Source organism: Burkholderia theae (genome assembly GCF_048565265.1).
GTDB lineage: Bacteria > Pseudomonadota > Gammaproteobacteria > Burkholderiales > Burkholderiaceae > Burkholderia > Burkholderia theae.
This window is the reverse complement of the sequence record NZ_CP183461.1, coordinates 544484-570239: the sequence shown is the minus strand read 5'-3', so window position 1 is coordinate 570239 and position 25756 is coordinate 544484. Positions and strand designations below refer to the sequence as shown.

General features: G+C 62.6%; 16 protein-coding genes, 2 tRNA genes and 3 rRNA genes. 5 read left to right on the top strand and 16 right to left on the bottom strand.

Annotated elements, in window-relative coordinates; translation table 11 throughout:
* Positions 1–3: 3 nt before the first annotated feature.
* The 8 genes from mraY to coq7 form a co-directional block, all read right to left on the bottom strand.
* Positions 4–1173: a phospho-N-acetylmuramoyl-pentapeptide-transferase gene (mraY, locus tag ACN22W_RS02735; RefSeq protein ID WP_006477019.1), complete on the bottom strand. Its 1170-nt coding sequence runs from the start codon at positions 1171–1173 to the stop codon at positions 4–6.
* A 16-nt stretch (positions 1174–1189) separates the two neighbouring features.
* Positions 1190–2596, bottom strand: a complete 1407-nt coding sequence (locus ACN22W_RS02730; RefSeq protein WP_419686117.1) for a UDP-N-acetylmuramoyl-tripeptide--D-alanyl-D-alanine ligase — start codon at positions 2594–2596, stop codon at positions 1190–1192.
* The gene (locus ACN22W_RS02725; RefSeq protein ID WP_419686115.1) at positions 2593–4131 is read right to left on the bottom strand and encodes a UDP-N-acetylmuramoyl-L-alanyl-D-glutamate--2,6-diaminopimelate ligase; all 1539 of its coding nucleotides are present in this window, start codon (positions 4129–4131) and stop codon (positions 2593–2595) included. Before ACN22W_RS02725 ends, ACN22W_RS02730 begins: the two co-directional genes overlap by 4 nt.
* The gene (locus ACN22W_RS02720) at positions 4128–5975 is read right to left on the bottom strand and encodes a peptidoglycan D,D-transpeptidase FtsI family protein (protein WP_129513633.1); all 1848 of its coding nucleotides are present in this window, start codon (positions 5973–5975) and stop codon (positions 4128–4130) included. The genes ACN22W_RS02725 and ACN22W_RS02720 overlap by 4 nt, the downstream gene beginning before the upstream one ends.
* Positions 5972–6313: a cell division protein FtsL gene (gene ftsL / locus ACN22W_RS02715; protein WP_048251118.1), complete on the bottom strand. Its 342-nt coding sequence runs from the start codon at positions 6311–6313 to the stop codon at positions 5972–5974. Before ftsL ends, ACN22W_RS02720 begins: the two co-directional genes overlap by 4 nt.
* Entirely contained in the window at positions 6310–7251 is a 942-nt protein-coding gene (gene rsmH / locus ACN22W_RS02710) for a 16S rRNA (cytosine(1402)-N(4))-methyltransferase RsmH (protein ID WP_419686112.1), read from the bottom strand. The genes ftsL and rsmH overlap by 4 nt, the downstream gene beginning before the upstream one ends.
* Before the next feature lie 23 nt (positions 7252–7274).
* Positions 7275–7703 (bottom strand): division/cell wall cluster transcriptional repressor MraZ, encoded by a 429-nt coding sequence (gene mraZ, locus ACN22W_RS02705; RefSeq protein WP_006487094.1) that lies wholly within the window; start codon positions 7701–7703, stop codon positions 7275–7277.
* Between the two features lie 385 nt (positions 7704–8088).
* The gene (gene coq7 / locus ACN22W_RS02700) at positions 8089–8715 is read right to left on the bottom strand and encodes a 2-polyprenyl-3-methyl-6-methoxy-1,4-benzoquinone monooxygenase (protein ID WP_419686108.1); all 627 of its coding nucleotides are present in this window, start codon (positions 8713–8715) and stop codon (positions 8089–8091) included.
* A 276-nt stretch (positions 8716–8991) separates the two neighbouring features.
* Here coq7 and ACN22W_RS02695 point away from each other — a divergent pair, with 276 nt between their 5' ends.
* Positions 8992–10143 (top strand): porin, encoded by a 1152-nt coding sequence (locus tag ACN22W_RS02695; protein ID WP_412022534.1) that lies wholly within the window; start codon positions 8992–8994, stop codon positions 10141–10143.
* 262 nt (positions 10144–10405) lie between these two features.
* On the opposite strand, the gene ACN22W_RS02690 is transcribed toward ACN22W_RS02695, so the two are convergent.
* The 8 genes from ACN22W_RS02690 to ACN22W_RS02655 all read right to left on the bottom strand — a co-directional run bounded on the left by ACN22W_RS02690 (position 10406) and on the right by ACN22W_RS02655 (position 21316).
* Positions 10406–12079, bottom strand: a complete 1674-nt coding sequence (locus ACN22W_RS02690; RefSeq protein WP_193097571.1) for a long-chain fatty acid--CoA ligase — start codon at positions 12077–12079, stop codon at positions 10406–10408.
* A gap of 136 nt (positions 12080–12215) precedes the next feature.
* Complete coding sequence (locus ACN22W_RS02685) at positions 12216–14291, bottom strand: molybdopterin-containing oxidoreductase family protein (protein ID WP_419686106.1); 2076 nt, start codon at positions 14289–14291, stop codon at positions 12216–12218.
* 379 nt (positions 14292–14670) lie between these two features.
* Positions 14671–14783 (bottom strand): 5S ribosomal RNA (gene rrf / locus ACN22W_RS02680).
* A 184-nt stretch (positions 14784–14967) separates the two neighbouring features.
* Positions 14968–17849, bottom strand: a 23S ribosomal RNA gene (locus ACN22W_RS02675).
* Positions 17850–18137: 288 nt separating this feature from the next.
* Positions 18138–18213: transfer RNA gene (locus ACN22W_RS02670), tRNA-Ala, on the bottom strand.
* A gap of 86 nt (positions 18214–18299) precedes the next feature.
* Positions 18300–18376: transfer RNA gene (locus tag ACN22W_RS02665), tRNA-Ile, on the bottom strand.
* Between the two features lie 63 nt (positions 18377–18439).
* Positions 18440–19972, bottom strand: a 16S ribosomal RNA gene (locus ACN22W_RS02660).
* Together the 16S, 23S and 5S rRNA genes with 2 tRNA genes alongside form the textbook arrangement of a ribosomal RNA operon.
* A gap of 567 nt (positions 19973–20539) precedes the next feature.
* Complete coding sequence (locus tag ACN22W_RS02655; RefSeq protein WP_129513627.1) at positions 20540–21316, bottom strand: enoyl-CoA hydratase; 777 nt, start codon at positions 21314–21316, stop codon at positions 20540–20542.
* A 129-nt stretch (positions 21317–21445) separates the two neighbouring features.
* Here ACN22W_RS02655 and paaN point away from each other — a divergent pair, with 129 nt between their 5' ends.
* From paaN to paaI, 4 genes are all read left to right on the top strand, one after another.
* Complete coding sequence (paaN, locus tag ACN22W_RS02650) at positions 21446–23152, top strand: phenylacetic acid degradation protein PaaN (RefSeq protein WP_419686104.1); 1707 nt, start codon at positions 21446–21448, stop codon at positions 23150–23152.
* Positions 23153–23239: 87 nt separating this feature from the next.
* Complete coding sequence (pcaF, locus tag ACN22W_RS02645) at positions 23240–24442, top strand: 3-oxoadipyl-CoA thiolase (RefSeq protein ID WP_419686103.1); 1203 nt, start codon at positions 23240–23242, stop codon at positions 24440–24442.
* Positions 24443–24487: 45 nt separating this feature from the next.
* On the top strand, positions 24488–25279 hold the full coding sequence (gene paaG, locus ACN22W_RS02640) for a 2-(1,2-epoxy-1,2-dihydrophenyl)acetyl-CoA isomerase PaaG (RefSeq protein ID WP_412022540.1): 792 nt from the start codon (positions 24488–24490) through the stop codon (positions 25277–25279).
* Position 25280: 1 nt separating this feature from the next.
* Positions 25281–25733, top strand: a complete 453-nt coding sequence (gene paaI, locus ACN22W_RS02635; RefSeq protein ID WP_048249737.1) for a hydroxyphenylacetyl-CoA thioesterase PaaI — start codon at positions 25281–25283, stop codon at positions 25731–25733.
* Positions 25734–25756 lie beyond the last annotated feature (23 nt).

The following is a 25756-nucleotide window of genomic DNA, read 5'->3' as shown; positions in this document are numbered from 1 at the left end:
CCTTTACCGCAGCTTGAGGGTGGTCAGACCGAACAGGCACAGCATCAGCGTGATGATCCAGAAACGCACCACCACCTGCGTTTCCTTCCAGCCGGACAATTCGAAATGGTGATGCAGCGGCGCCATCTTCAGCAGACGTCGCCCTTCGCCGTAACGCTTTTTCGTGTACTTGAACCACGAAACCTGCAGCATCACCGACAGCGTCTCCGCGACGAAGATGCCGCCCATGATGAACAGCACGATTTCCTGGCGCACGATCACCGCGACCGTGCCGAGCGCGCCGCCGAGCGCCAGCGCGCCGACGTCGCCCATGAACACCTGCGCGGGGTGCGTGTTGTACCAGAGGAACGCGAGCCCTGCCCCGCCCATCGCGGAGCAGAAGATCAGCAGTTCGCCCGCGCCCGGGATGTGCGGGAACAGCAGGTATTTTGAGTACACCGCACTGCCCATCACGTACGCGAACACACCCAGCGACGCGCCGACCAGCACCACCGGCATGATCACGAGGCCGTCGAGGCCGTCGGTCAGGTTCACCGCGTTGCTCGCGCCGACGATCACGAAGTAGGTCAGCACGATGAAGCCCCATACGCCGAGCGGGTAGCTGATCGACTTCAGGAACGGCAGCATCAGGTCGGCACGTGCCGGCAGCCCCATCGACAGGCCGCTGCGCACCCACGCCATGAACAGGTCGAACACGCGCACGTTGTTCGCCTCGGACACGCTGAAGGCGAGGTAGACGGCCGCGAACAGCCCGATCACCGACTGCCAGAAATACTTCTCGCGCGACGACATCCCGCGCGGGTCCTTGTGGACGACCTTGCGGTAGTCGTCGACCCAGCCGATCACGCCGAAACCGAACGTGACGAGCATCACGATCCAGATGAAACGGTTCGTCAGGTCGCCCCACAGCAACGTCGCGACCGCGATGCCGATCAGGATCAGCACGCCGCCCATCGTCGGCGTGCCCGACTTGACGAGGTGCGTCTGCGGACCGTCCTTGCGAACGGCCTGCCCGACCTTCATTTGCGTCAGCTTGCGGATCACCCACGGTCCGCACACGAGCCCGATCCCGAGCGCGGTGATGGTGGCCATCACCGCCCGGAACGTGAGGTACGTGAACAAGCGCAAAAAGCTTGCGTCACCTTGCAGCCATTGCGCCAGCGCCAGCAGCATGCTTCCTTCCTTCTACTCAGTGTGCAGCGGGCGCCGTGCCCGCTGCGGGTTGGTTCGTCAGCGCGTCGACCACGCGCTCCATCTTCATGTACCGCGAGCCCTTCACGAGCACCGTCGCCTGCGCGCCGTAGCCCGCAGCGAGCAGCGCCGCCACGAGCGAATCGACGTCGCCGAAATGGCGAGCCGCGTCGCCGTATGCGGTGCACGCATCGCGCGATGCGTCGCCGAGCGCGAACAGCGCGTCGATTCCGCGCTCGCGCGCATACGCGCCGATCTCGCGATGGAACGCCGGCCCTTCGTCGCCGACCTCGCCCATGTCGCCGATCACCAGCACGCGCGGCGCCGGTTGCGCGGCGAGCACATCGATCGCGGCCCGCATCGAATCGGGATTCGCGTTGTACGTATCGTCGACGACCGTCGCGCCCGCGAGACTGCCGGCGCTCGCCTGCTTCACCTGCAGCCGGCCCTTGACCGGCTCGAACGATTCGAGGCCCTGCCTGATCGCCGACAGCGCAACGCCGGCGCCCAGCGCCGCGGCCGTCGCGGCCAGCGCGTTGCGCGCGTTGTGCTCGCCGAGCGCGCGCAGCCGCACCGTGACGGCGCCGGCCGGCGTGTCGATCGCGAGCTCACCGCCGTGAAGGCGGCCCGTGACCTGCGCGTCGTTCTGCCGTTCGGCATCGTGCAACGCGAAATCGAGAATCCGGTTGCCGGTTGCCGCGACGCGCCAGATACCCGCATACGCATCGTCGGCCGGGAACACCGCGACGCAGTCCGGCGGCAGCGCGTGGATCACGGCCGCGTGTTCGAGCGCGACCGCTTCGACCGTCGCCATGAATTCCTGGTGCTCGCGCTGCGCGTTGTTGACGAGCGCGACCGTCGGCGCCGTGAGACGCGCGAGGATTTCGGTCTCGCCCGGGTGATTCATGCCGAGTTCGATCACCGCGAGACGATGCGCGGCCGACAGGCGCAGCAGCGTCAGCGGCAGGCCGACATCGTTGTTCAGGTTGCCGGCCGTCGCGAGCCGCGCGTCGGCGCCGACCGCCGCCGCGAAGATCGACGCGATCATTTCCTTGACGGTCGTCTTGCCGTTGCTGCCCGTCACCGCGACGAGCGGCAGCGGGAATCGCTTGCGCCAGCCGTGTGCGAGCGCGCCGAGCGCGGCACGCGTTTCGCCGCCCTCGATCGCCGGCAGCGCGACACCCGCCGGCAGGTGCGCGACGAGCGCCGCGGCAGCACCACGCGCGGCGACGTCGCCGAGGAAGTCGTGCGCATCGAAGCGCTCGCCTTTCAGCGCGACGAACAGGTCGCCCGGGCCGACCGTGCGGCTGTCCGTCGACACGCGGTCGAACGTGACGCCCGCATCACCGTGGACGGTTGCGCCGGGAATCAGGCGGGCGGCCTCGCCGAGACTGAGCATCGTCATTCGCCGCCTCCCTTGCCGTGCGTCGCACGCGCCGCAAGCGCGAGCCGTGCGTGATCCTGGTCGGAGAACGTGCGCTTCTTGCCCATGATTTCCTGCGTTGCCTCGTGGCCCTTGCCGGCCAGCACGACGACATCCTCGCGTGCGGCACCGCGCACGGCCTGCAGGATCGCGCTCGCGCGATCCTCGATCCGGCGTGCGCGATCGGGCGCGGTCATGCCGGCGACGATCTGGTCGATGATGCGCTGCGGATCTTCGCTGCGCGGGTTGTCGCTCGTGACGACGGTTTCATCGGCGAGCCGTTCCGCGATCGCGCCCATCAGCGGCCGCTTCGTCGCATCGCGATCGCCGCCGCAGCCGAACATGCAGACGAGCCGACCGCCGCGCGCCGCGGTGATCGGGCGCAGCGCGTCGAGCGTCTTTTCGAGCGCGTCGGGCGTGTGCGCGTAGTCGATCACGACGAGCGGTTCGTCGTTCTGCAGCCGGCCGCCGAGCCGCTGCATCCGGCCGTTGACCGACTCGAGCCGCGCGATCTCGGCAATCGCCGCGTCGAACGGCACGTCGGCCGCGAGCAGCGAGCCGAGCACGGCGAGCAGGTTGCTGACGTTGAACGTGCCGAGCGTGCCGACTTCGACGTCGGCGTCGCCCCACGACGAACGCAGGCGGAATGCCGTGCCGGTCGCGGTGGCGCGCACGTCGAGCGCGACCAGTTCGCGATCGGCGTCGGGTGCCTGCGCGTCGCCGATCCCGTACGCGATGGTGCGCACGCGACCGGCCAGTTTCTCGAGCAGGCGCTGGCCAGCCGCGTCGTCGCGGTTGACGACCGCGGTGCGCAGGCCACGCCATGCGAACAGCTTCGCCTTCGCGGCCTCGTATGCGTCGAACGTGCCGTGATAGTCGAGGTGATCCTGCGTGAGGTTCGTAAACACCGCGATGTCGAATGCCGTCCCGTTCACGCGCCCCTGATGCAGCGCGTGCGACGACACCTCCATCGCCACGGCCTTCGCGCCCGCGTCGCGCAACTTCGCGAGACTGCGCTGCAGTTGCGGCGCGTCGGGGGTCGTGAAGCCCGTCGGCACGAGCTGGCCGGGCATCCCGCTGCCGAGCGTGCCGATCACCGCGCACGGCTGGTGCAGCGCCGTCAGCGCGGTGGCGATCCATTGCGTGCACGAAGTCTTGCCGTTCGTGCCGGTTACGCCCACCGCGAGCAGGCTGTCGCTCGGATCGCCGTACCAGCCGCTGGCGATCTCGCCGGCGAGCTGGTCGAGCGCCGGCACCGCGAGCGCGACGGGCACGGCCGGCGCGGCGGCCAGCCCTTCCGGTTGATACAGCACGGCAACCGCACCGCGTGCGACGGCATCGGCGATGAACGCGCGGTTATCCGCCCCGTCGACCGCATACGCAAGAAACACGTCGCCGGCCTTGAGGCTGCGCGTGTCGGCATGCAGTTGCGCTGCGGGGGTCACATGCTGACGCAGCCACGCAAGCGCGGCTGCGATCTGCTGATGCGCCGGATGGGAACTGCGGGCGGCGCTCATCGAACAACTCCTGGTGAATTACGCGTCGTGCTGGACACGATCATATGCTTCGCACCGCCACCTGCGGCCAGCTTTTGCGGCCCCGATGCGGCGGGTGCTGCCGGCGAATCGTCAGACACGACGAGCTGCTTGATCGGCATGTTCGGCGGCACGTTCAGCGCGCGCATCGTGTCGCCGGCGATCGCAGAGAATACGGGGCCCGACACCGCGCCACCGAAGTGGCTGCCGGCGGTCGGCTCGTCGACCGACACGGCGATGACGACGCGCGGATTCGGCATCGGCGCCATCCCGACGAACGATGCGCGGTACTTGCGCGTGTAGCCATGGCCTTCATGCTTGTACGCGGTACCGCTCTTGCCGCCGACGCGATAGCCCGGCACGGCCGCATCCGGCGACGTGCCGCCCGGCGAGACCACCGTCTCGAGCATCGCGCGCACTTCGCGCGCGGTGGTCGGGTTGAACACCTGCGTGCCCGTCACCTGCTGATTGGGGTCGGTCTTGAAAATGGTCACCGGCATCAGCTCGCCGTCGTGCGCGATCGCCGTGTACGCACGGGCGAGCTGGAACAGCGACACCGACAGGCCATAGCCGTACGACATCGTCGCCTGCTCGATGCGGCGCCAGCTCTTCCACGGCCGCAGGCGGCCGGCCACCGCGCCCGGGAAACCGACCTTCGGCGCCTGGCCGAGGCCGATGCTCGTATACATATTCCACATTTCCTCGGGCCGCATCGTCATCGCGATCTTCGTCGCGCCGATGTTGCTCGATTTCTGGATCACGCCGCCGACCGTCAGCGTGCCGAAGCCCGCGTCGTCGGTGATCGGCGCGCCGTCGAGCACGAAATGCCCGTTGCCCGTCTCGACGAGCGTGTTCGGCGTCACGCGATGCAGATCGAGCGCGAGCGACACCGTGAACGGCTTCATGATCGAACCCGGCTCGAACACGTCGGTCATGATCCGGTTGCGCAACTGCTCGCCCGTCATGCGCGAGCGGTCGTTCGGGTTGTACGTCGGGTAGTTGACGAGCGCGAGCACCTCGCCGGTACGCACGTCGACGACCATCGCCGCACCGGCCTTCGCCTTGAACTTGTCGACGGCGGCCTTCAGGTTCGCGTACGCGATGTACTGGATCTTGCTGTCGATCGACAGATCGACGTCGGTTCCGTTGTGCGGCGGGATCTGCTCGGCGACGTCCTCGACGATGTGCCCCATCCGGTCCTTGATCACGCGACGCACGCCCGACGTGCCGGACAGCATCTTCTGGTCGCCGAGTTCGACGCCCTCCTGTCCTTCGTCCTCGACGTTCGTGAAGCCGATCAGGTGAGCGGTGATCTCGCCTTCCGGATAAAAGCGCTTGTATTCGTTGCGCTGGTAGACGCCCGGGATGTCGAGTGCGGCGACCTTGTCCGCGACGTCGATCGGCACCTGGCGCTTCACGTAGACGAAACCCTTGTCTTCCGACAGCTTCACGCGCAGTTCCTTCGGCGTCATGCCGAGGAGCTTGCCGAGCTGGTTGACCTTGTCGGCGTCGAGATCGTCCGGCACGGCGTCGGGAATCGCCCAGATCGCGCGCACGGGCAGGCTCGTCGCGAGCACGAGCCCGTTACGGTCGAGGATCTTGCCGCGCGTCGCGGGCAGCTCGATCGTGCGCTGGTAGCGGCTCTCGCCCTGCTTCTGGTAGAACGCGTTGCCGGGCCCCTGGATCCAGAACGCCCGCGCGGCCAGCGCGACGAACGCCATGAACAGCATGAACACGACGAACTTCGAGCGCCACATCGGCAGATGCACGCCCAGCACGGGGCTCGACGAGAATTTCACGTTCTGGCGCTTCGGGGACGGCTTCATTGCGCGCCCCCCTTGCCCTTGCCGGTCGTATCGGCCGAAGCCGGGATCGGCGCGTCGATCGCCTTCGCGGCGCCCGGCGCCAGCGTCAGGTATTGCGTGCGGCCGGTCGTGATCGCCTGCATCTTCAGCGAATCGTTCGCGAGCTGCTCGATGCGCGACGTCTTGGACAGCGCGCTCTGCTGATATTGAAGCTGCGCGTAGTCCTGCTGGAGCTGATGCTCCTGCGACTGCGCACGCTGCAACTGGATGAAGATCTGGCGCTGCTGGTTGGTCGAGTTGACGACCGACAGCGCGCAACCCATCACGATGATCAGCAGGAAGATGTTGAAGCGGCTCATGGCGTGACGCGCTCCGCAATGCGCATCACGGCGGACCGGGCGCGCGGATTCGCGGCGACTTCCGCTTCACTCGGAAACTGGCGGCTGATGATCTTGAGCGGCGGGCTCGGGAGGTCGACGGCACGGATCGGCAGGCGACGATCGACCGCAGGCGCACTCGCGTGCGCCTGCATGAATCGCTTGACGATCCGGTCCTCGAGTGAATGAAAGCTGATGACCACCAGCCGCCCCCCTTGCTCCAGCAACGACAGTGCCGCGTCTAGTACGACTTGCAGGTCCGCAAGCTCTTGATTGACGTGAATCCGTATAGCCTGAAAGGTGCGGGTTGCCGGATCCTTGCCCTTCTCACGGGTTTTGACGACGTGACCCACGATTTGGGCAAGCTCGCCCGTGGTGTCGAGAGGCCCAAGACGGTCGGACTCTGCCCGGCGAGCAACAAGCGCCTTTGCAATCTGAAAAGCAAACCGTTCTTCCCCATAATCTCGTATCACCTCCGTCAATTCCTGCACCGAAACCCGCGCGAGCCATTCGGCCGCCGACTCGCCGCGCGTCGGATCCATTCGCATGTCCAGCGGACCATCGGCGCGGAAGCTGAAGCCGCGCGCCGGATCGTCCACCTGCGGCGAGGACACGCCCAGGTCAAGCAACACACCCGACACCTTCTCGACGCCGCGCGCCGCAAGCGCGTCGCGCATCGATGCAAAGCTGTCATGCACGATCGAGAAGCGCGCATCCTCGATGCCCTGCGCCGTCTCGATCGCTCTCGGATCCTTGTCGAACGCGATCAGCCGCCCGTCCGCCGCCAGCCGCGCGAGCACCGCACGGCTGTGACCGCCGCGCCCGAACGTACCGTCGACATAAATGCCGTCCGGGCGCGTCACGAGCGACGCGACCGCCTCGTCCAACAGCACTGTCCGATGCTGCAATTCGTTTCCCATCGCGGGCGTCTCCGTCACCGCAATCAGAACGTGAAATTCTTCAGCGCGTCGGGCATGCCCTGCGCCATCGCTGCCTGCTCCTTCGCGTTGTAGGTCTGCGAATCCCACAGCTCGAAGTGACTACCCATTCCCAACAACATGACTTCCTTTTCCAGTCCGGCCGCCATACGCAGCTCGGGCGATACAAGAATCCGGCCCGCGCTGTCGAGATCGACGTCCATCGCATTGCCGAGAAAAATCCGCCGCCACCAGTGCGCGTCCATCGGCAACGCGGCGATCTTGGCGCGGAACACTTCCCATTCGGGGCGCGGAAACAGCAACAGGCAGCCGTCCGGGTGCTTGGTCACAGTCACCCGTCCTTCTGCCTGTCCTTGCAGCGCTTCGCGATAGCGAGCCGGCACCGACATCCGCCCTTTCGCATCGAGCGTCAGCGCCGACGCCCCTTGGAACACTTTCCGCTCTCCCGTTCAGGGCACCGAAGCACCCGCTCAATGCTGAGAATTTAGCCGGAACAGCCTGCTAAATCACACAAAAATACACTTTCTCACACTGTCTCCCACTTTAGAGGAAGGGTGTGGCACGGTCAAGGGAGCGGCCCGCTTTTTTGACGAATTTTGTTAGTTAGAACAAGGACTTACGCGCACATGCTCATGCGGCCCCTCATTCCAAAAACCGTTATAAATGAATGAGCTAGTGCAACTTGTGAAGGTGATACGTGAGAAAGATGGGCCAGACACGCGTGAGGACGGGGCTTTCGGGGGCGGGAAAACGAGGAGTAAGCGGGCGGTATCGGGGGCGGTGAACCGGGGCGACGTCGCGCGTCGCCCGGTGCGAATCTCAGAGATAGTACGCAGTGCTCGTCATGACTTTCGACGCGGCGCGCATCAGCATCCGCGCGGGCAGCGGCAGCTCGATCCCGCCGGCGTCGGTCGCGGCCTTGCCGTGCTTCACTTCGTCGATGCGCATCTGGTCGACGATCGCACGCGACGCGGTGTCGGTCTCCGGAAGCTCGGACATGTGGCCTTCGAGATGACTCTCGACCTGCCGCTCCGTCTCGGCCATGAAGCCGAGGCTGACCTTGTCGCCGAGCGTGCCGGCCGCCACGCCGATCGCGAGCGCGCCGGCGTACCACAGCGGGTTCAGCAGGCTCGGGCGCGAGTCGAGCTCCTTCAGGCGATGCGCGGTCCACGCGAGGTGGTCCTCCTCCTCGCGCGCAGCCTCCTCGAACATTGCCTTCGCCGACGCCGTGCGCGCGGTGAGCTTCTGCGCCTGGTAGAGCGCCTGCGCGCAGACCTCGCCGACGTGGTTCACGCGCATCAGCCCGGCGGCATGCGAGCGCTCCGCAGGCGTCAGTTCGACGGCCGGCGCCTCGGCCGGCACGGGCACCGGGCGGCTCATCCGGCTAATGCCGGTCAGCGATCGCAGGCCGCGATCGAATTCGCTGATCAGTTCATCCAACACCATCCTGTTCTCCTGGCTGCGTGTGCTGCCGCGAGCGGCAAGGGCACGAGTCCGCTGCGTAACCGACTTGATTATTCAGCGGAAATTGCGGTTAACCCGTGATTTTAACCATTGTTGCATAAAGGAAACATGGCGGCCTTGCGCTACGCCATTTCGCTTTGTGGCAAAAAACGGTTTTGCTACATTACGTCCGACTTCTTGCGAAGTTGATGGGGCCCGTCAACAGAACATAACTATCCGCCCCGCCAAAAAAATTCAGTGATTCTTGGAGATCCGTTAATGAAAAAGTCGCTTCTCGCGCTCGTCGCGCTGGGCGCGTTCGCTGGCGCTGCCCATGCGCAAAGCAGCGTGACGCTTTACGGCATCATCGATGAAGGCCTGCTCTTCAACAACAACGCGGGCGGCAAGCATCTGTACAGCATGGCCAGCGGCGTGATGCAAGGCAGCCGCTTCGGCATGCGCGGCACCGAAGATCTCGGTGGCGGCCTGAAGGCGATCTTCACCCTCGAAAACGGTTTCGACGTGAACAGCGGCAAGCTCGGCCAGGGCGGCCTGATGTTCGGCCGTCAGGCTTACGTCGGCCTTTCGAGCCAGTACGGTACGGTCACGCTGGGTCGTCAATACGACTCCGTCGTCGACTTCGTCGGCCCGCTCGAGGCAGGCGACCAGTGGGGCGGCTACATCGCCGCTCACCCGGGCGACCTCGACAACTTCAACAACGCGTACCGCGTGAACAACGCAGTCAAGTTCACGAGCCAGACCTACGGCGGCTTCTCGTTCGGCGGCCTGTACAGCTTCGGCGGTCAAGCCGGCCAGTTCTCGAAGAACCAGGTCTGGTCGCTCGGCGCAGGCTACAACAACGGCCCGCTGGTCTTGGGCGTCGGCTACTTGAACGCACGCACGCCGAACCAGTTCGGCGGCATGTTCAACAACGGTTCCGCGTCTTCGTCGGTCTCGTCGCCGGTCTACGGCACGTACGCGAACAACGCGAACACGTACCAGGTCATCGGTGCGGGCGGCGCATACACGTTCGGCGCAGCGACGATCGGCGCGACGTACTCGAACACGAAGTTCAAGGGCTTCTCGGCCGGTCCGTTCGTGAACCAAAGCGCGACGTTCAACAACGGCGAACTCAACTTCAAGTATCAGTTGACTCCGGCGTTGATTCTCGGTGCTGCGTACGACTACACGCAAGGCAGCAAGATCAACGGCAGCTCGGCAGCCAAGTACCACCAGGGCTCGCTGGGCGTCGACTACTTCCTGTCGAAGCGCACCGACGTCTACGCGATCGGCGTGTACCAGCACGCATCGGGCAACGTGCTCGACGCGAACGGCAACGTCATCCAGGCAACGGCAGCGATCAACGGTCTCGCTGGTTCGAGCACCAGCAACCAGGTCGCAGCACGCGTCGGCATCCGTCACAAGTTCTAATCAGCTTGCCTGACAAGCCGCAGTACATTGAAGGCGCCTTCGGGCGCCTTTTTCTTTTCCGGTGCGGCAGCAGGGCCCCGCGCGCGGCGGCTCGGACGGTCGCGTTGCACGCGTCGCGGTGCTCCGCGCCCGTCCGTTGCGTCGAAACGCACGGCCGGCCGCCCTCCCCCTCGGGAACCCTCCGCTTCCGATCGGCGCCGCAAACAAAAAAGCCCGGCACGAGCCGGGCTTTTTTCGTTCGACCGCGCGTTCCGACGCGCCGTTACGCGCGTCCGTCGCGCAGCTCGCGCCGCAGGATCTTGCCGACGTTCGTTTTCGGCAGCTCCGTGCGGAATTCGACCAGCTTCGGGCGCTTGTACCCGGTGAGCCGCTCCTTGCAGTACGCCAGAATGTCCTTGTCGGTGAGCGCCGGGTCCTTCTTCACGATGAACAGCTTCACGGCTTCGCCGGAATGCTCGTCCGGCACGCCGACCGCCGCCACCTCGAACACGCCCGGATGCGACGCCACGACGTCCTCGACTTCGTTCGGATACACGTTGAAGCCGGATACGAGAATCATGTCCTTCTTCCGGTCGACGATCTTCACGTAACCGCGCGCATCCATCACGCCGACGTCACCCGTCTTGAAGAAGCCGTCCGGGAACATGACCTTCGCGGTCTCGTCCGGCCGGTTCCAGTAGCCGGCCATCACCTGCGGCCCGCGGATGCAGATCTCGCCGGGCTCGCCGAGCGCAACGTCGTTGCCGGCGTCGTCGCGGATCGCTACTTCCGTCGACGGTAGCGGCAGGCCGATCGTCCCGCTGTATTCGGTCGCCGTCACCGGGTTGCAGGTCGCCACCGGCGACGTTTCGGACAGCCCGTAGCCTTCGATGATCGCGGTATGGGTCTTTTCATACCAGCGCTTCGCGACACCTTCCTGGATCGCCATGCCGCCGCCGTTGGCGATCACGAGCTTCGACAGGTCGAGCTGGTTGAATTCGGGATGGTTCAGCAGCGCGTTGTACAGCGTATTGACCGCCGGAATCGTCGAGATCTGGTAGCCCTTCAGTTCCTTGATCATGCCGGCGATGTCGCGCGGATTCGGGATCAGGATGCCCATCCCGCCCGTGCGCATCGTCAGGAAGCCGCAGACGGTCAGCGCGAACACGTGATACAGCGGCAACGCGACAACCGTCACGAACTGTTTCACCTCCGGGTACTTCTCATGCGCCGGATGGTGCCAGGCGCCGGCCTGCAGCACGTTCGACACGATGTTCCGGTGCAGCAGCGTCGCGCCCTTCGCCACGCCGGTCGTACCGCCCGTGTATTGCAGGAACGCGGCGTCGTCGGGGCCGATCTTCAGCGGCTTGAACGCCTGCCGCGCGCCTTCCGACAGCGCGGCCTTGAAGCGCGTGAACGACGGAAGCTGCCACGCGGGCACCATCTTCTTCACGTTGCGCACGACGTAATTGACGAGCCATCCCTTGATGCCCAGCAGGTCGCCCATCGACGCGACGACGACATGCTTGACGGCCGTATTGGCGATGACGGCCTGCAGCGTCGACGCGAAATTCTCGAGGATGACGATCGCCTCCGCACCGCTGTCCTTCAGTTGATGCTCGAGCTCGCGCGGCGTGTAGAGCGGATTGACGTTGACGACGGTGTAGCCGGCGCGTAGTACCGCGGCAATCGCCACGGGGTACTGCAGCACGTTCGGCATCATGATCGCGACACGCGCGCCGCGCGCGAGGCCACGGGATTGCAGCCACGCACCGAACTGGCGCGACAGCGTGTCGAGTTCGCCGTAGGTGATGCCCTTGCCCATGCAGACGAACGCCGTGCGGTCGCGATACTGCCGGAAGCTTTCGTCGAGCAGGTCAGGGACAGAGGGGTAAGGAGACGCGTCAATTTCGGCTGGAACGCCGGGTGGGTACGATTTCAGCCAAATTTTTTCCATACCGCGCGTCTCCTCACAGATTTTCGAATGGTCGTGCTAAAACGCATCGTAACGGCTCGCCCGTCCCGATACAACAGGGTTAGATGTCCACTTCGAACTTCCGTCGAAATTCGTCTGATCATACGGGGGTATTCGATCAAATCCGCTCAACTTCGACAAGGCAATCGTAAAACGTCGCCGAATTGCCGAGATCGGTCAGCGCCTGGCTCGTCACCTCGTTCGCATTCCTGCCGTCCGGCGACAGCTTCTTCCACCAGATCGACAGCCCGACAACGAGCCCCGCGCGAGCGCGATCGGTAACTCTCGCGAGCGCCTGCATCGATCCGCGGTCGTTGAAGATGCGGACGACGTCGCCCTCCTCAATGCCGCGCGCTTCGGCGTCGGACGGGTGGATGTCGAGATGCGGCTCGCCTTCCGTCGTACGCAGGCTGTCGACGTTCACGAACGTGCTGTTCAGGAAGTGACGGGCTGGCGGCGAAATCATCGCGAGCGGATAGCGTGCAGCAAGCTCGGGCGCGGCCTCGGCTGATTCGAACGGCGGCAGGTAGTCGGGAACGGGGTCCATGCCCATCTGCTCGAGCCGTGCGCTGTAAAACTCGCACTTGCCGGACGGCGTGCGGAAACCGCCATTCGCGAACGGCGCTTCCGGCAGCTTGAGCTTCAGCCAGCCGTCCCGCTTCAGCGTATCCCAGTCGCTGTCGAGCGCCGGATCGTCCCACCGGAGCGCCGCGCGCGCGACCTCTTCGTCGCTGTGATAGAGCGCGGGCTCGTCGAGTCCCATGCTGCGCGCGATGCCGCGGAAGATCTCCGTATTCGGCCGTGCATCTCCCACCGGCGGAATCGACGGCAGGTTCGCCATCACGTAGGTATGGCCGTACGATTTATGGACGTCCAGATGCTCGAGCTGCGTGGTAGCCGGCAACACAATGTCGGCGAAATCGACGGTATCTGTCTTGAAATGCTCGAGAACGACCGTGAACAAATCGTCGCGCGCGAACCCCGCCGCGACCTTCGAAGAATCCGGCGCGACGGCCACCGGATTCGAGTTGTACACGATCACCGCCTCGACCTTCGGCCCGAACGTCGCGTCGCCCGCGTGCAACAGCGCGTCACCGATCGCGTTCATGTTGATGATGCGCGGCAGCTTGTGCGGCCAACCCGGCATCAAATCCGGGCGCAGCAGTGCCGACTGGTTCACTGGTGCGGATTCCGACGACGAGAGCAACAGCCCGCCGGCCCGATCTCGCCACGCCCCCGTCAGCGCCGGCAGGCTTGCAATCGCGCGCACGGCGTTGCCGCCGCCCCGGACGCGCTGCATGCCGTAATTGAGACGAATCGATGCCTTGCGGGTGGCGCCGTATCGACGCGCAAGGTCAACCAGTTCCGACACGTCGATGCCGCAGATCCGCGCAACGCGCTCCGGCGGATAGGACATCGCCCGCTCCTTGAGCGCGTCGAAGCCGAGCGTATGGCTGGCGATATAGTCGTGATCGAGCAGACCTTCAGTCATCAGCACGTGCATCATGCCGAGCGCAAACGCGCCGTCGGTACCTGGCTTCAATGCGATGTGCTGATGGCATTTCTCCGCTGTCAGCGACCGGTACGGGTCGATCGCGACGAGACGTGCGCCGCGGCGCTTTGCTTCCTGCGCACGCGTCCAGAAGTGCAGGCTCGATGCGATCGGGTTCGCGCCCCATATCAGAATCAGCTCGCTTTCCTCGAAATGCTCGAGGTGCATGCCAAGACTTCCGCCGTATGTGTAACGAAGCCCCGCCGCGCCGGCGGCCGCGCAAATCGTGCGCTCGAGCCGTGATGCGCCGAGCTTGTGGAAGAACCGCTGGGCGATGCCCTCGCCCTGTACGAGCCCCATCGTCCCCGCATAGCTGTACGGCACGATCGCTTCCGGTGCACGCACGGCGATTTCCCCGAAGCGACGGCCGATCTCGTCGAACGCTTCGTTCCAGCTGATCGGTACGAAACGCCCTTCCCCCTTCGCGCCGACGCGCTTCAGCGGGACCGTGAGGCGATCGGGATGATGAACACGATCGGCGTATCGGCTGACTTTCGTGCACAGCACGCCCTGCGTCGGCGGATGGTCGGGATCTCCCGTCACCTTGATCGCCTTGCCGTTCTCGACGGTCACGCGCATTGCGCACGTGTCCGGACAATCGTGCGGGCAAACGGCCCGGGCTACCTGTGTGGCGGCGTTCATCGTTTTGAATGCTGGGATGGGGATTCGCAAATTTTACGTGGACGCGCCGAATAAAGCGTTCATTTCGTACGGATCTTGGGCTATTTGACCGCGAAGAGCGTTGGGAGGAACGGGGGGGTTTCAGTTGCGACGCATGTCTTCGCGGGGAGCGAACTGCACTGCCAACGCTGTGTTCGGAGTGCAGCTTTGATCGAAGATGGGATCAATATGCCAGTAAATCACGAAACATATCGATCATTGAGAGAATTCGGTGACGCAATAGGTTGCGCTGAGAGAGAGTGTGGCTTGGGCGGCGAGGACCTCGCCCAACCCGCGTACATTTCGGCCGCCGAAATGCAAAAACCCCCGCCTTTACGGGCGGGGGTTTCTGGCTTAGGGAGCCTGACGATTACCTACTTTCACACGGGAATCCGCACTATCATCGGCGTAGAGTCGTTTCACGGTCCTGTTCGGGATGGGAAGGGGTGGGACCGACTCGCTATGGTCATCAGGCAAAGAGGGTTGTCGCGTTGCTTCGCAGCGCGACCAATCTTGGAAGAAGCAGTAATTTTGGGGTTGTGAGGTTGTATCTCACACGTACGCGGTTACTCAACCGCTGTACGTCGAGTGCGCTGCACTCGACGCTCGATGTCCGTAAGCGCTAAAGCGCTAACGGGCATCGAGACAGACTTGTTATAGGATCAAGCCTTACGGGCAATTAGTATCAGTTAGCTGAACGCATTACTGCGCTTACACACCTGACCTATCAACGTCCTGGTCTCGAACGACCCTTCAAGGGGATCTAGTCCCCAGGGATATCTCATCTTAAGGCGAGTTTCCCGCTTAGATGCTTTCAGCGGTTATCTCTTCCGAACATAGCTACCCGGCGATGCCACTGGCGTGACAACCGGTACACCAGAGGTTCGTCCACTCCGGTCCTCTCGTACTAGGAGCAGCCCCCTTCAAATATCCAACGCCCACGGCAGATAGGGACCAAACTGTCTCACGACGTTTTAAACCCAGCTCACGTACCTCTTTAAATGGCGAACAGCCATACCCTTGGGACCGGCTACAGCCCCAGGATGAGATGAGCCGACATCGAGGTGCCAAACACCGCCGTCGATATGAACTCTTGGGCGGTATCAGCCTGTTATCCCCAGAGTACCTTTTATCCGTTGAGCGATGGCCCTTCCATACAGAACCACCGGATCACTATGACCTGCTTTCGCACCTGCTCGACTTGTCGGTCTCGCAGTTAAGCACGCTTATGCCATTGCACTATCAGCACGATTTCCGACCGTACCTAGCGTACCTTCGTACTCCTCCGTTACGCTTTGGGAGGAGACCGCCCCAGTCAAACTGCCTACCATGCACTGTCCCCGATCCGGATCACGGACCAAGGTTAGAACCTCAAACAAACCAGGGTGGTATTTCAAGGACGGCTCCACCGAAACTAGCGTTCCGGTTTCATAGCCTCCCACCTATCCTACACAGATCGGTTCAAAGTCCAATGCAAAGCTACAGTAAAGGTTCATGGGGTCTTTCCGTCTAGCCGCGGGTAGATTGCATCATCACAAACACTTCAACTTCGCTGAGTCTCGGGAGGAGACAGTGTGGCCATCGTTACGCCATTCGTGCAGGTCGGAACTTACCCGACAAGGAATTTCGCTACCTTAGGACCGTTATAGTTACGGCCGCCGTTTACCGGGACTTCAATCAAGAGCTTGCACCCCATCATTTAATCTTCCGGCACCGGGCAGGCGTCACACCCTATACGTCCACTTTCGTGTTTGCAGAGTGCTGTGTTTTTATTAAACAGTCGCAGCCACCAGTTTATTGCAACCCCTTCACCCTTTGCCCGCAGGGGCATCAAGCTACAAGGGCGTACCTTATCCCGAAGTTACGGTACCAATTTGCCGAGTTCCTTCTCCCGAGTTCTCTCAAGCGCCTTAGAATACTCATCTCGCCCACCTGTGTCGGTTTGCGGTACGGTCATCATTAGACTGAAGCTTAGAGGCTTTTCTTGGAACCACTTCCAATTGCTTCGCTCCCTAAGGAGCTCGCGCCACACCCTTGAATCCTGCGCCCGGATTTGCCTAAGCGCCTTCTCCAATGCAGCGACCGGGACTTCCAACACCCGGACAACCTTCCGCGATCCGTCCCCCCATCGCATCTAACAATGGTGCAGGAATATTGACCTGCTTCCCATCAGCTACGCATTTCTGCCTCGCCTTAGGGGCCGACTCACCCTACGCCGATGAACGTTGCGTAGGAAACCTTGGGCTTACGGCGAGGGGGCCTTTCACCCCCTTTATCGCTACTCATGTCAGCATTCGCACTTCCGATACCTCCAGCACGCTTTTCAACGCACCTTCGCAGGCTTACGGAACGCTCTCCTACCATGCGTGCAAAGCACGCATCCGCAGCTTCGGTATATAGCTTAGCCCCGTTACATCTTCCGCGCAGGACGACTCGATCAGTGAGCTATTACGCTTTCTTTAAAGGGTGGCTGCTTCTAAGCCAACCTCCTGACTGTTTTAGCCTTCCCACTTCGTTTCCCACTTAGCTATATTTGGGGACCTTAGCTGGCGGTCTGGGTTGTTTCCCTCTTGACACCGGACGTTAGCACCCGATGTCTGTCTCCCGTGATTGCACTCTTCGGTATTCGGAGTTTGCTATGGCGGGGTAATCTGCAATAGACCCCCCAACCATGACAGTGCTCTACCCCCGAAGGTGAGACACGAGGCACTACCTAAATAGTTTTCGGAGAGAACCAGCTATTTCCAAGTTTGTTTAGCCTTTCACCCCTATCCACAGCTCATCCCCTAACTTTTCAACGTTAGTGGGTTCGGACCTCCAGTACGTGTTACCGCACCTTCATCCTGGCCATGGATAGATCACTTGGTTTCGGGTCTACGCCCAGCAACTGAACGCCCTATTCGGACTCGCTTTCGCTACGCCTGCCCTATACGGTTAAGCTTGCTACTGAACGTAAGTCGCTGACCCATTATACAAAAGGTACGCCGTCACCCCTTGCGAGGCTCCGACTGTTTGTATGCATGCGGTTTCAGGATCTATTTCACTCCCCTCCCGGGGTTCTTTTCGCCTTTCCCTCACGGTACTGGTTCACTATCGGTCGATCACGAGTATTTAGCCTTGGAGGATGGTCCCCCCATCTTCAGACAGGATTTCACGTGTCCCGCCCTACTTGTCGTACACCTAGTTCTTTCATACTGTTTTCGCCTACAGGGCTATCACCTGCTATGGCCGCACTTTCCAGAGCGTTCGGCTAACAATACAAATAAAGAGTACAAGGCTCATCCCATTTCGCTCGCCACTACTTTGGGAATCTCGGTTGATTTCTTTTCCTGCGGTTACTTAGATGTTTCAGTTCACCGCGTTCGCTTCGCATGGCCTATGTATTCAGCCATGGATACTCCAAAAGGAGTGGGTTTCCCCATTCGGACATCTACGGATCAAAGCTCGTTTGCCAGCTCCCCGTAGCTTTTCGCAGGCTACCGCGTCCTTCATCGCCTGTGATCGCCAAGGCATCCACCACATGCACTTGTTCGCTTGACCCTATAACGAGTCTGTCTCTCCGACAGTCGTTACAGGTTGAGTTTTCGCGTTGTGCCGTATTCCAATTGAGTCAAACATAGAGTTCGAATCATCTTGAGATACATCGATACAATCACAACCCGGATAGTTTCCACGTCCATCTCAAGACGCTTCCGCTATCCAAATTACTTACTTCTTCCAGATTGTTAAAGAACGACAGCCGATACATACTACGTATCACTCTGACTGGCTCAATCGCCAATGACAAAGACTCGAACAAACTTCATTCGAATATTTGTCATTGAAGATTGGTGGAGGCAGACGGGATCGAACCGACGACCCCCTGCTTGCAAAGCAGGTGCTCTCCCAGCTGAGCTATGCCCCCATGTACAGATATCCTCAGGTGTTAGCCGGTCGGCTTGGGGTACTCGTAAGCGCTAAAGCGCTAACGATCACCGACACGTCAGACAATGGTGGGTCTGGTTGGATTCGAACCAACGACCCCCGCCTTATCAAGACGGTGCTCTAACCGACTGAGCTACAGACCCCTGAGTCTGTCTTTAATTTACAGCCGATAAGCGTGAGCGCTCAACTTTGCGAGATAGCTCTGGAAAGGAGGTGATCCAGCCGCACCTTCCGATACGGCTACCTTGTTACGACTTCACCCCAGTCATGAATCCTACCGTGGTGACCGTCCTCCTTGCGGTTAGACTAGCCACTTCTGGTAAAACCCACTCCCATGGTGTGACGGGCGGTGTGTACAAGACCCGGGAACGTATTCACCGCGGCATGCTGATCCGCGATTACTAGCGATTCCAGCTTCATGCACTCGAGTTGCAGAGTGCAATCCGGACTACGATCGGTTTTCTGGGATTAGCTCCCCCTCGCGGGTTGGCGACCCTCTGTTCCGACCATTGTATGACGTGTGAAGCCCTACCCATAAGGGCCATGAGGACTTGACGTCATCCCCACCTTCCTCCGGTTTGTCACCGGCAGTCTCCTTAGAGTGCTCTTGCGTAGCAACTAAGGACAAGGGTTGCGCTCGTTGCGGGACTTAACCCAACATCTCACGACACGAGCTGACGACAGCCATGCAGCACCTGTGTATCGGTTCTCTTTCGAGCACTCCCACCTCTCAGCGGGATTCCGACCATGTCAAGGGTAGGTAAGGTTTTTCGCGTTGCATCGAATTAATCCACATCATCCACCGCTTGTGCGGGTCCCCGTCAATTCCTTTGAGTTTTAATCTTGCGACCGTACTCCCCAGGCGGTCAACTTCACGCGTTAGCTACGTTACTAAGGAAATGAATCCCCAACAACTAGTTGACATCGTTTAGGGCGTGGACTACCAGGGTATCTAATCCTGTTTGCTCCCCACGCTTTCGTGCATGAGCGTCAGTATTGGCCCAGGGGGCTGCCTTCGCCATCGGTATTCCTCCACATCTCTACGCATTTCACTGCTACACGTGGAATTCTACCCCCCTCTGCCATACTCTAGCCTGCCAGTCACCAATGCAGTTCCCAGGTTGAGCCCGGGGATTTCACATCGGTCTTAGCAAACCGCCTGCGCACGCTTTACGCCCAGTAATTCCGATTAACGCTCGCACCCTACGTATTACCGCGGCTGCTGGCACGTAGTTAGCCGGTGCTTATTCTTCCGGTACCGTCATCCCCCGACTGTATTAGAGCCAAGGATTTCTTTCCGGACAAAAGTGCTTTACAACCCGAAGGCCTTCTTCACACACGCGGCATTGCTGGATCAGGCTTTCGCCCATTGTCCAAAATTCCCCACTGCTGCCTCCCGTAGGAGTCTGGGCCGTGTCTCAGTCCCAGTGTGGCTGGTCGTCCTCTCAGACCAGCTACTGATCGTCGCCTTGGTAGGCCTTTACCCCACCAACTAGCTAATCAGCCATCGGCCAACCCTATAGCGCGAGGCCCGAAGGTCCCCCGCTTTCATCCGTAGATCGTATGCGGTATTAATCCGGCTTTCGCCGGGCTATCCCCCACTACAGGACATGTTCCGATGTATTACTCACCCGTTCGCCACTCGCCACCAGGTGCAAGCACCCGTGCTGCCGTTCGACTTGCATGTGTAAGGCATGCCGCCAGCGTTCAATCTGAGCCAGGATCAAACTCTTCAGTTTAAACCTGTTACTGTTTTCGGTTCGGTTAAGAACCGGTCGCTCACTCAAAGCTGACAGGAATATGAATTGCTTCATAAACCTGACTTACTTTAGTGTGAGACTCTTGATACTTTTGCTATCTGATCCGAGGATCAGCTCGCTTCCATCAAGCGCCCACACTTATCGGCTGTTAATTTTTAAAGAGCATTCTGCGAGGAACTTCGTGTTTCTCAGCAGCGCTGCGTTTTCAGCAGCAGAGAAGCGAGATTATGAACCGTGTTTCGCAGCTCGTCAACAACTTTTTAACTGCTTCGTTGCGACTGCGGGGTTCAACTTCTTCGGCAGCGCCAGCGTCCGAAACCAGACACTCACACTGCTTCGCTTCCCTCGTCCGCGCCGCGTTTCCGTTAGCGCGAAAGAGGCGTGATTCTATGCACCCCGCCCCGTTCGCGCAAGCCCCTTTGTGAAGAAAATTTGAAAAAGCCACCGTGCGCTGACGCGCACGGGGGCTCTTGATAGAAAGGACCGGGCAATCATGCCGGCAATCGGTACCAACCCGTCGCCGACACCCGCTGCGGTGCAGCCCAATCAGCGGTTCTTGAACGCCGGCTTCCGTTTCTCGACGAATGCCGCCATCCCTTCCTTCTGGTCTTCGGTCGCGAACAGTGAGTGGAACAACCGGCGCTCGAAGTGGACGCCTTCGGCCAGCGTCGTCTCGTACGCGCGGTTCACCGACTCCTTGACCATCATGACCGCCGGCAGCGAAAACTCGGCGATCGTCGTCGCGGCGGCAATCGCCTCGTCGAGCAGCTTGTCGGCCGGCAGCACGCGCGACACGAGCCCCGCGCGCTCCGCTTCGGCGGCGTCCATGAAACGCGCGGTCAGGCACATGTCCATCGCCTTCGCCTTCGACACCGCACGAGGCAGACGCTGGGTGCCGCCCGCACCCGGCATGATGCCCAGCTTGATTTCCGGCTGGCCGAACTTGGCGGTGTCCGCCGCGAAGATGATGTCGCACATCATCGCGAGCTCGCAGCCGCCGCCCAGCGCAAAGCCCGCGACCGCCGCAATGATCGGCTTGCGGATCTCGCGGACCGTCTCCCAGTTCCGCGTGATGTAGTCGCCCCGGTAAACATCCATATAGGAGTAGGTCGCCATCATGCCGATGTCCGCGCCGGCCGCAAACGCCTTCTCGCTCCCGGTCACGACGATGGCGCCGATGTCGTCGTCCGCGTCGAATGCCTTCAGCGCGTCGCCCAACTCATCCATCAGCGCATCGTTCAGCGCATTCAGCGCCTTCGGACGGTTCAGCGTAACCAGCCCGACACGCCCCCGGGTCTCCACCAGGATGTTCTCGTAAGCCATCTATTTCTCCTCGATCAATGAAATGAGAAACGCCTCGCACATGCGAATAATTTGATGCTACCATTCTCCGACCAACCGGTCGGTTAATTAATCGATCCAATCCCTCTCAACGTTCATCAGGCTGCCGCCATGACCCACGCACTGTTCACGAAGCACGAAGACACGCTGAAGCACGCACTCGCCGCCATCGAGAGCCGCGGGTACTGGAGCCCGTTCGCCGAAATGCCGAGTCCCAAAGTGTACGGGGAAAGCGCGAGCGCCGACGGCGAAGCCGCGTTCAAGTCGCACCTCGACAAGACGTTCGCGCTCGATCAGCCGGCGTCCGGCGACACGGTCGGCGCGGAGCGCTCGCCGTACGGCATCGCACTGGACATCCGGTATCCGAAATCGACGCCCGACGCACTGATCGCCGCCGCGGCCGCCGCGCAACGCACGTGGCGCGAAGCCGGCCCGAGCGCATGGGTCGGCGTCAGCCTCGAAATCCTCTCGCGCCTGAACCGGGCGAGCTTCGAGATCGCCTACAGCGTGATGCACACCACCGGGCAGGCCTTCATGATGGCGTTCCAGGCCGGCGGCCCGCACGCGCAGGATCGCGCGCTCGAGGCAGTTGCCTATGCATGGGACGAACTGCGCCGCATCCCGGCTGAAGCGCACTGGGAAAAGCCGCAAGGCAAGAACCCGCCGCTCGCGATGCACAAGCGCTACATGGTCGTCCCGCGCGGCACGGGGCTCGTGCTCGGCTGCTGCACGTTCCCGACCTGGAACGGCTACCCGGGCCTGTTCGCCGATCTGGCAACCGGTAACACCGTGATCGTCAAACCGCATCCGGGCGCGATCCTGCCGCTCGCGATCACGGTGCGGATCGCTCGTGACGTCCTGCGCGAAGCCGGATTCGATCCGAACGTCGTCACGCTCCTCGCGACCGAGCCCAACGACGGCGCCCTCGTTCAGGACCTCGCGCTGCGCCCCGAGATCAAGCTGATCGACTTCACCGGCAGCACGCAGAACGGCACGTGGCTCGAACGCCATGCCCATCAGGCACAGGTCTATACCGAGAAGGCAGGCGTCAACCAGATCGTGATCGACTCGACCGACGACCTGAAGGCCGCCGCCAAGAACATCGCGTTCTCGCTGGCGCTGTACTCCGGCCAGATGTGCACGGCCCCGCAAAACATCTACGTGCCGCGCGACGGCATCCGCACGGCGGACGGCCATGCGAGCTTCGACGAAGTCGCGCAGGCAATTGCCGTTTCAGTGCAAAAACTCACCGGCGACCCGGCACGCTCGGTCGAACTGATCGGCGCAATCCAGAACGATGGCGTGACCGCACGCATCGACGACGCCCGCCAGCTCGGCCGCGTGCTCGCCGACAGCCTGACACTCCAGCACCCCGCGTTCCCCGATGCTCGCGTGCGCACGCCGCTCGTGCTGCAACTCGACGTGGCCGATCGCGAGAAATTCACGCAGGAGTGGTTCGGCCCGATCTCGTTCGTGATCGCGACCGATTCGACCGCGCAGTCGCTCGATCTCGCCGGCGAAATCGCGGCGGATCATGGCGCGCTGACCCTCTCCGTCTACAGCACCGATGAAGCAATCCTCGACACCGCACACGACGCAGCGGTGCGCGGCGGTGTCGCGCTGTCGATCAACCTGACGGGCGGCGTGTTCGTGAACCAGTCGGCCGCCTTCTCCGACTTCCACGGCACGGGCGCGAACCCGGCAGCCAACGCGGCGCTGGCCGACCCGGCGTTCGTCGCCAACCGGTTCCGTGTGGTGCAAAGCCGCATCCATGTTGCCCCGAAGGCGGTACCTGCGGAAGCTGGCCAACCGGCATAACCCGAATGGCCGACGTGCAAACGCCGCCACGTTCTCTACCATGAACGAATCCGCCACCCGGCGGGTTCGTTGCTCATCGATACGCCCATGACAGACGCCTACATCTGCGATGCGATTCGCACCCCCATCGGCCGCTACGGCGGCGCCCTGAAAGACGTCCGCGCCGACGACCTCGGTGCGGTGCCGCTCAAGGCGCTGATCGAGCGCAACCTCGACGTCGACTGGGCGGCGATCGACGACGTGATCTACGGCTGCGCGAACCAGGCCGGCGAGGACAACCGCAACGTCGCGCGCATGTCGGCGCTGCTCGCGGGCCTGCCAACCGCCGTACCCGGCACGACGCTGAACCGGCTGTGCGGCTCCGGGATGGACGCGGTCGGCACGGCTGCGCGCGCGATCAAGGCGGGCGAGGCGCGCCTGATGATCGCGGGCGGCGTCGAGAGCATGACGCGCGCACCGTTCGTGATGGGCAAGGCCGCGAGCGCGTTCGCGCGCCAGGCCGACATCTTCGACACGACGATCGGCTGGCGTTTCGTCAATCCGCTGATGAAACAACTGCACGGCGTCGATTCGATGCCGGAGACGGCCGAGAACGTCGCGGTCGACTACAACATCAGCCGTGCCGACCAGGACCTGTTCGCACTGCGCAGCCAGCAGAAGGCCGCGCGTGCGCAGCAGGACGGCACGCTCGCCGAGGAAATCGTGCCGGTCTCGATTGCCCAGAAGAAAGGTGATCCGGTGATCGTGTCGCGCGACGAACATCCGCGCGAGACGTCGCTCGAAGCGCTCGCGAAGCTGAAGGGCGTCGTGCGTGCGGATGGTTCGGTGACGGCCGGCAACGCATCGGGCGTCAACGACGGCGCGTGCGCGCTGCTGCTTGCCAATGCACAGGCAGCCGACCAGTACGGCCTGCGCCGCCGCGCGCGCGTCATCGGCATGGCGACCGCCGGCGTCGAGCCGCGCGTGATGGGTATCGGGCCCGCGCCGGCCACGCAGAAACTGCTGCGCCAGCTCGGCATGACCATCGACCAGTTCGACGTGATCGAGCTGAACGAGGCGTTTGCGTCGCAGGGTCTCGCGGTGCTGCGCATGCTCGGCGTGGCCGACGACGATCCGCGCGTGAACCCGAACGGCGGTGCGATTGCACTGGGCCATCCGCTCGGCGCATCGGGCGCCCGGCTCATCACCACGGCGCTCTATCAACTCGAGCGTACAGGCGGCCGCTTTGCGCTCTGTACGATGTGCATCGGCGTCGGCCAGGGCATCGCACTCGCGATCGAACGCGTGTAACCGCCGCGCCACGCGCCTATAACGAAGTCATGAAGGAGACACTGCATGTCCTATCAGGCGATCCAGCTGGATATCGATCAGGCCGCGCGCGTGGCCACGATTACCCTCAACCGCCCCGACAAGCTCAACAGCTTCACGCGGGCGATGCATCGCGAACTGCAGTCGGCACTCGATGAAGTCGAAGCGGCCGGCGCCCGCGCGCTGATTCTGACGGGTGCGGGGCGCGGCTTCTGCGCGGGCCAGGATCTGGCCGACCTCGACTTCACGCCGGGCGCATCCACCGATCTCGGCACGCTGATCGACGAGCACTTCAATCCGCTGATCCGCCGCCTGCAGCGCCTGCCGATTCCGGTGATCGCCGCCGTCAACGGCACGGCGGCCGGCGCCGGCGCAAATCTCGCACTTGCATGCGATCTCGTGTTCGCCGCACGCTCGAGCAGTTTCATCCAGGCCTTCGTCAAGATCGGGCTCGTACCCGATTCGGGCGGCACGTGGTTCCTGCCGCAACGCGTCGGCATGGCACGCGCGCTGGGGCTCGCGCTGACCGGAGACAAGCTCGGCGCCGAACAAGCCGAGCAATGGGGCCTGATCTGGCGCGCGGTCGACGACGACGCACTCGTCGCGTCGGCCCGCCAGCTCGCGACCCAGCTCGCGCAACAGCCAACGCTCGCGATCGCATCGATCAAGCAATCGATGCGCGACAGCGTCACGAACACGCTCGACCAGCAGCTCGACCTGGAACGCGACCTGCAGCGCAAGCTCGGCCAGTCGCACGACTATGCGGAAGGTGTGAAGGCATTCATCGAGAAGCGCGCGCCTCGCTTCGAGGGGCGTTGACATGACGAACGCCACCGCCACGCTCGACCCCGATTCGCTCGCCCGCGCCACCGCGCAGGCCATGTACGACGCGGACGCATGCAGCCGCGCGTTCGGCATGGAAATCGCCGAAGTACGCGCCGGTTACGCACGCCTGCAGATGCGCGTGCGGCCCGAATTCCTGAACGGGCATCAGACCTGCCATGGCGGGATCATCTTCACGCTCGCCGATTCGACGTTCGCGTTCGCGTGCAACTCGTACAACCTGAACACGGTCGCGGCCGGCTGCTCGATCGAATTCCTGCGCCCCGTGCACGGCAACGACGTGTTGACCGCCGAGGCGATCGAACAGGCGCGCGCCGGCCGCCACGGCATCTACGACATCCGCGTCACGAACCAGACCGGCGAAACCGTCGCGATGTTTCGCGGCAAATCCGCCCAGATCAAGGGCACGGTCATCCCGGAAGACCGCTGACGCCGACGGTTCGCACATAACAA

Bases quoted from the DNA above. Each gene is read 5' to 3' on its own strand.
- mraY (WP_006477019.1), bottom strand. From the start codon at position 1,173: ATGCTGCTGGCGCTGGCGCAATGGCTGCAAGGTGACGCAAGCTTTTTG.
- ACN22W_RS02730 (WP_419686117.1), bottom strand. From the start codon at position 2,596: ATGACGATGCTCAGTCTCGGCGAGGCCGCCCGCCTGATTCCCGGCGCA.
- ACN22W_RS02725 (WP_419686115.1), bottom strand. From the start codon at position 4,131: ATGAGCGCCGCCCGCAGTTCCCATCCGGCGCATCAGCAGATCGCAGCC.
- ACN22W_RS02720 (WP_129513633.1), bottom strand. From the start codon at position 5,975: ATGAAGCCGTCCCCGAAGCGCCAGAACGTGAAATTCTCGTCGAGCCCC.
- ftsL (WP_048251118.1), bottom strand. From the start codon at position 6,313: ATGAGCCGCTTCAACATCTTCCTGCTGATCATCGTGATGGGTTGCGCG.
- rsmH (WP_419686112.1), bottom strand. From the start codon at position 7,251: ATGGGAAACGAATTGCAGCATCGGACAGTGCTGTTGGACGAGGCGGTC.
- coq7 (WP_419686108.1), bottom strand. From the start codon at position 8,715: ATGGTGTTGGATGAACTGATCAGCGAATTCGATCGCGGCCTGCGATCG.
- ACN22W_RS02695 (WP_412022534.1), top strand. From the start codon at position 8,992: ATGAAAAAGTCGCTTCTCGCGCTCGTCGCGCTGGGCGCGTTCGCTGGC.
- ACN22W_RS02690 (WP_193097571.1), bottom strand. From the start codon at position 12,079: ATGGAAAAAATTTGGCTGAAATCGTACCCACCCGGCGTTCCAGCCGAA.
- ACN22W_RS02685 (WP_419686106.1), bottom strand. From the start codon at position 14,291: ATGAACGCCGCCACACAGGTAGCCCGGGCCGTTTGCCCGCACGATTGT.
- ACN22W_RS02655 (WP_129513627.1), bottom strand. From the start codon at position 21,316: ATGGCTTACGAGAACATCCTGGTGGAGACCCGGGGGCGTGTCGGGCTG.
- paaN (WP_419686104.1), top strand. From the start codon at position 21,446: ATGACCCACGCACTGTTCACGAAGCACGAAGACACGCTGAAGCACGCA.
- pcaF (WP_419686103.1), top strand. From the start codon at position 23,240: ATGACAGACGCCTACATCTGCGATGCGATTCGCACCCCCATCGGCCGC.
- paaG (WP_412022540.1), top strand. From the start codon at position 24,488: ATGTCCTATCAGGCGATCCAGCTGGATATCGATCAGGCCGCGCGCGTG.
- paaI (WP_048249737.1), top strand. From the start codon at position 25,281: ATGACGAACGCCACCGCCACGCTCGACCCCGATTCGCTCGCCCGCGCC.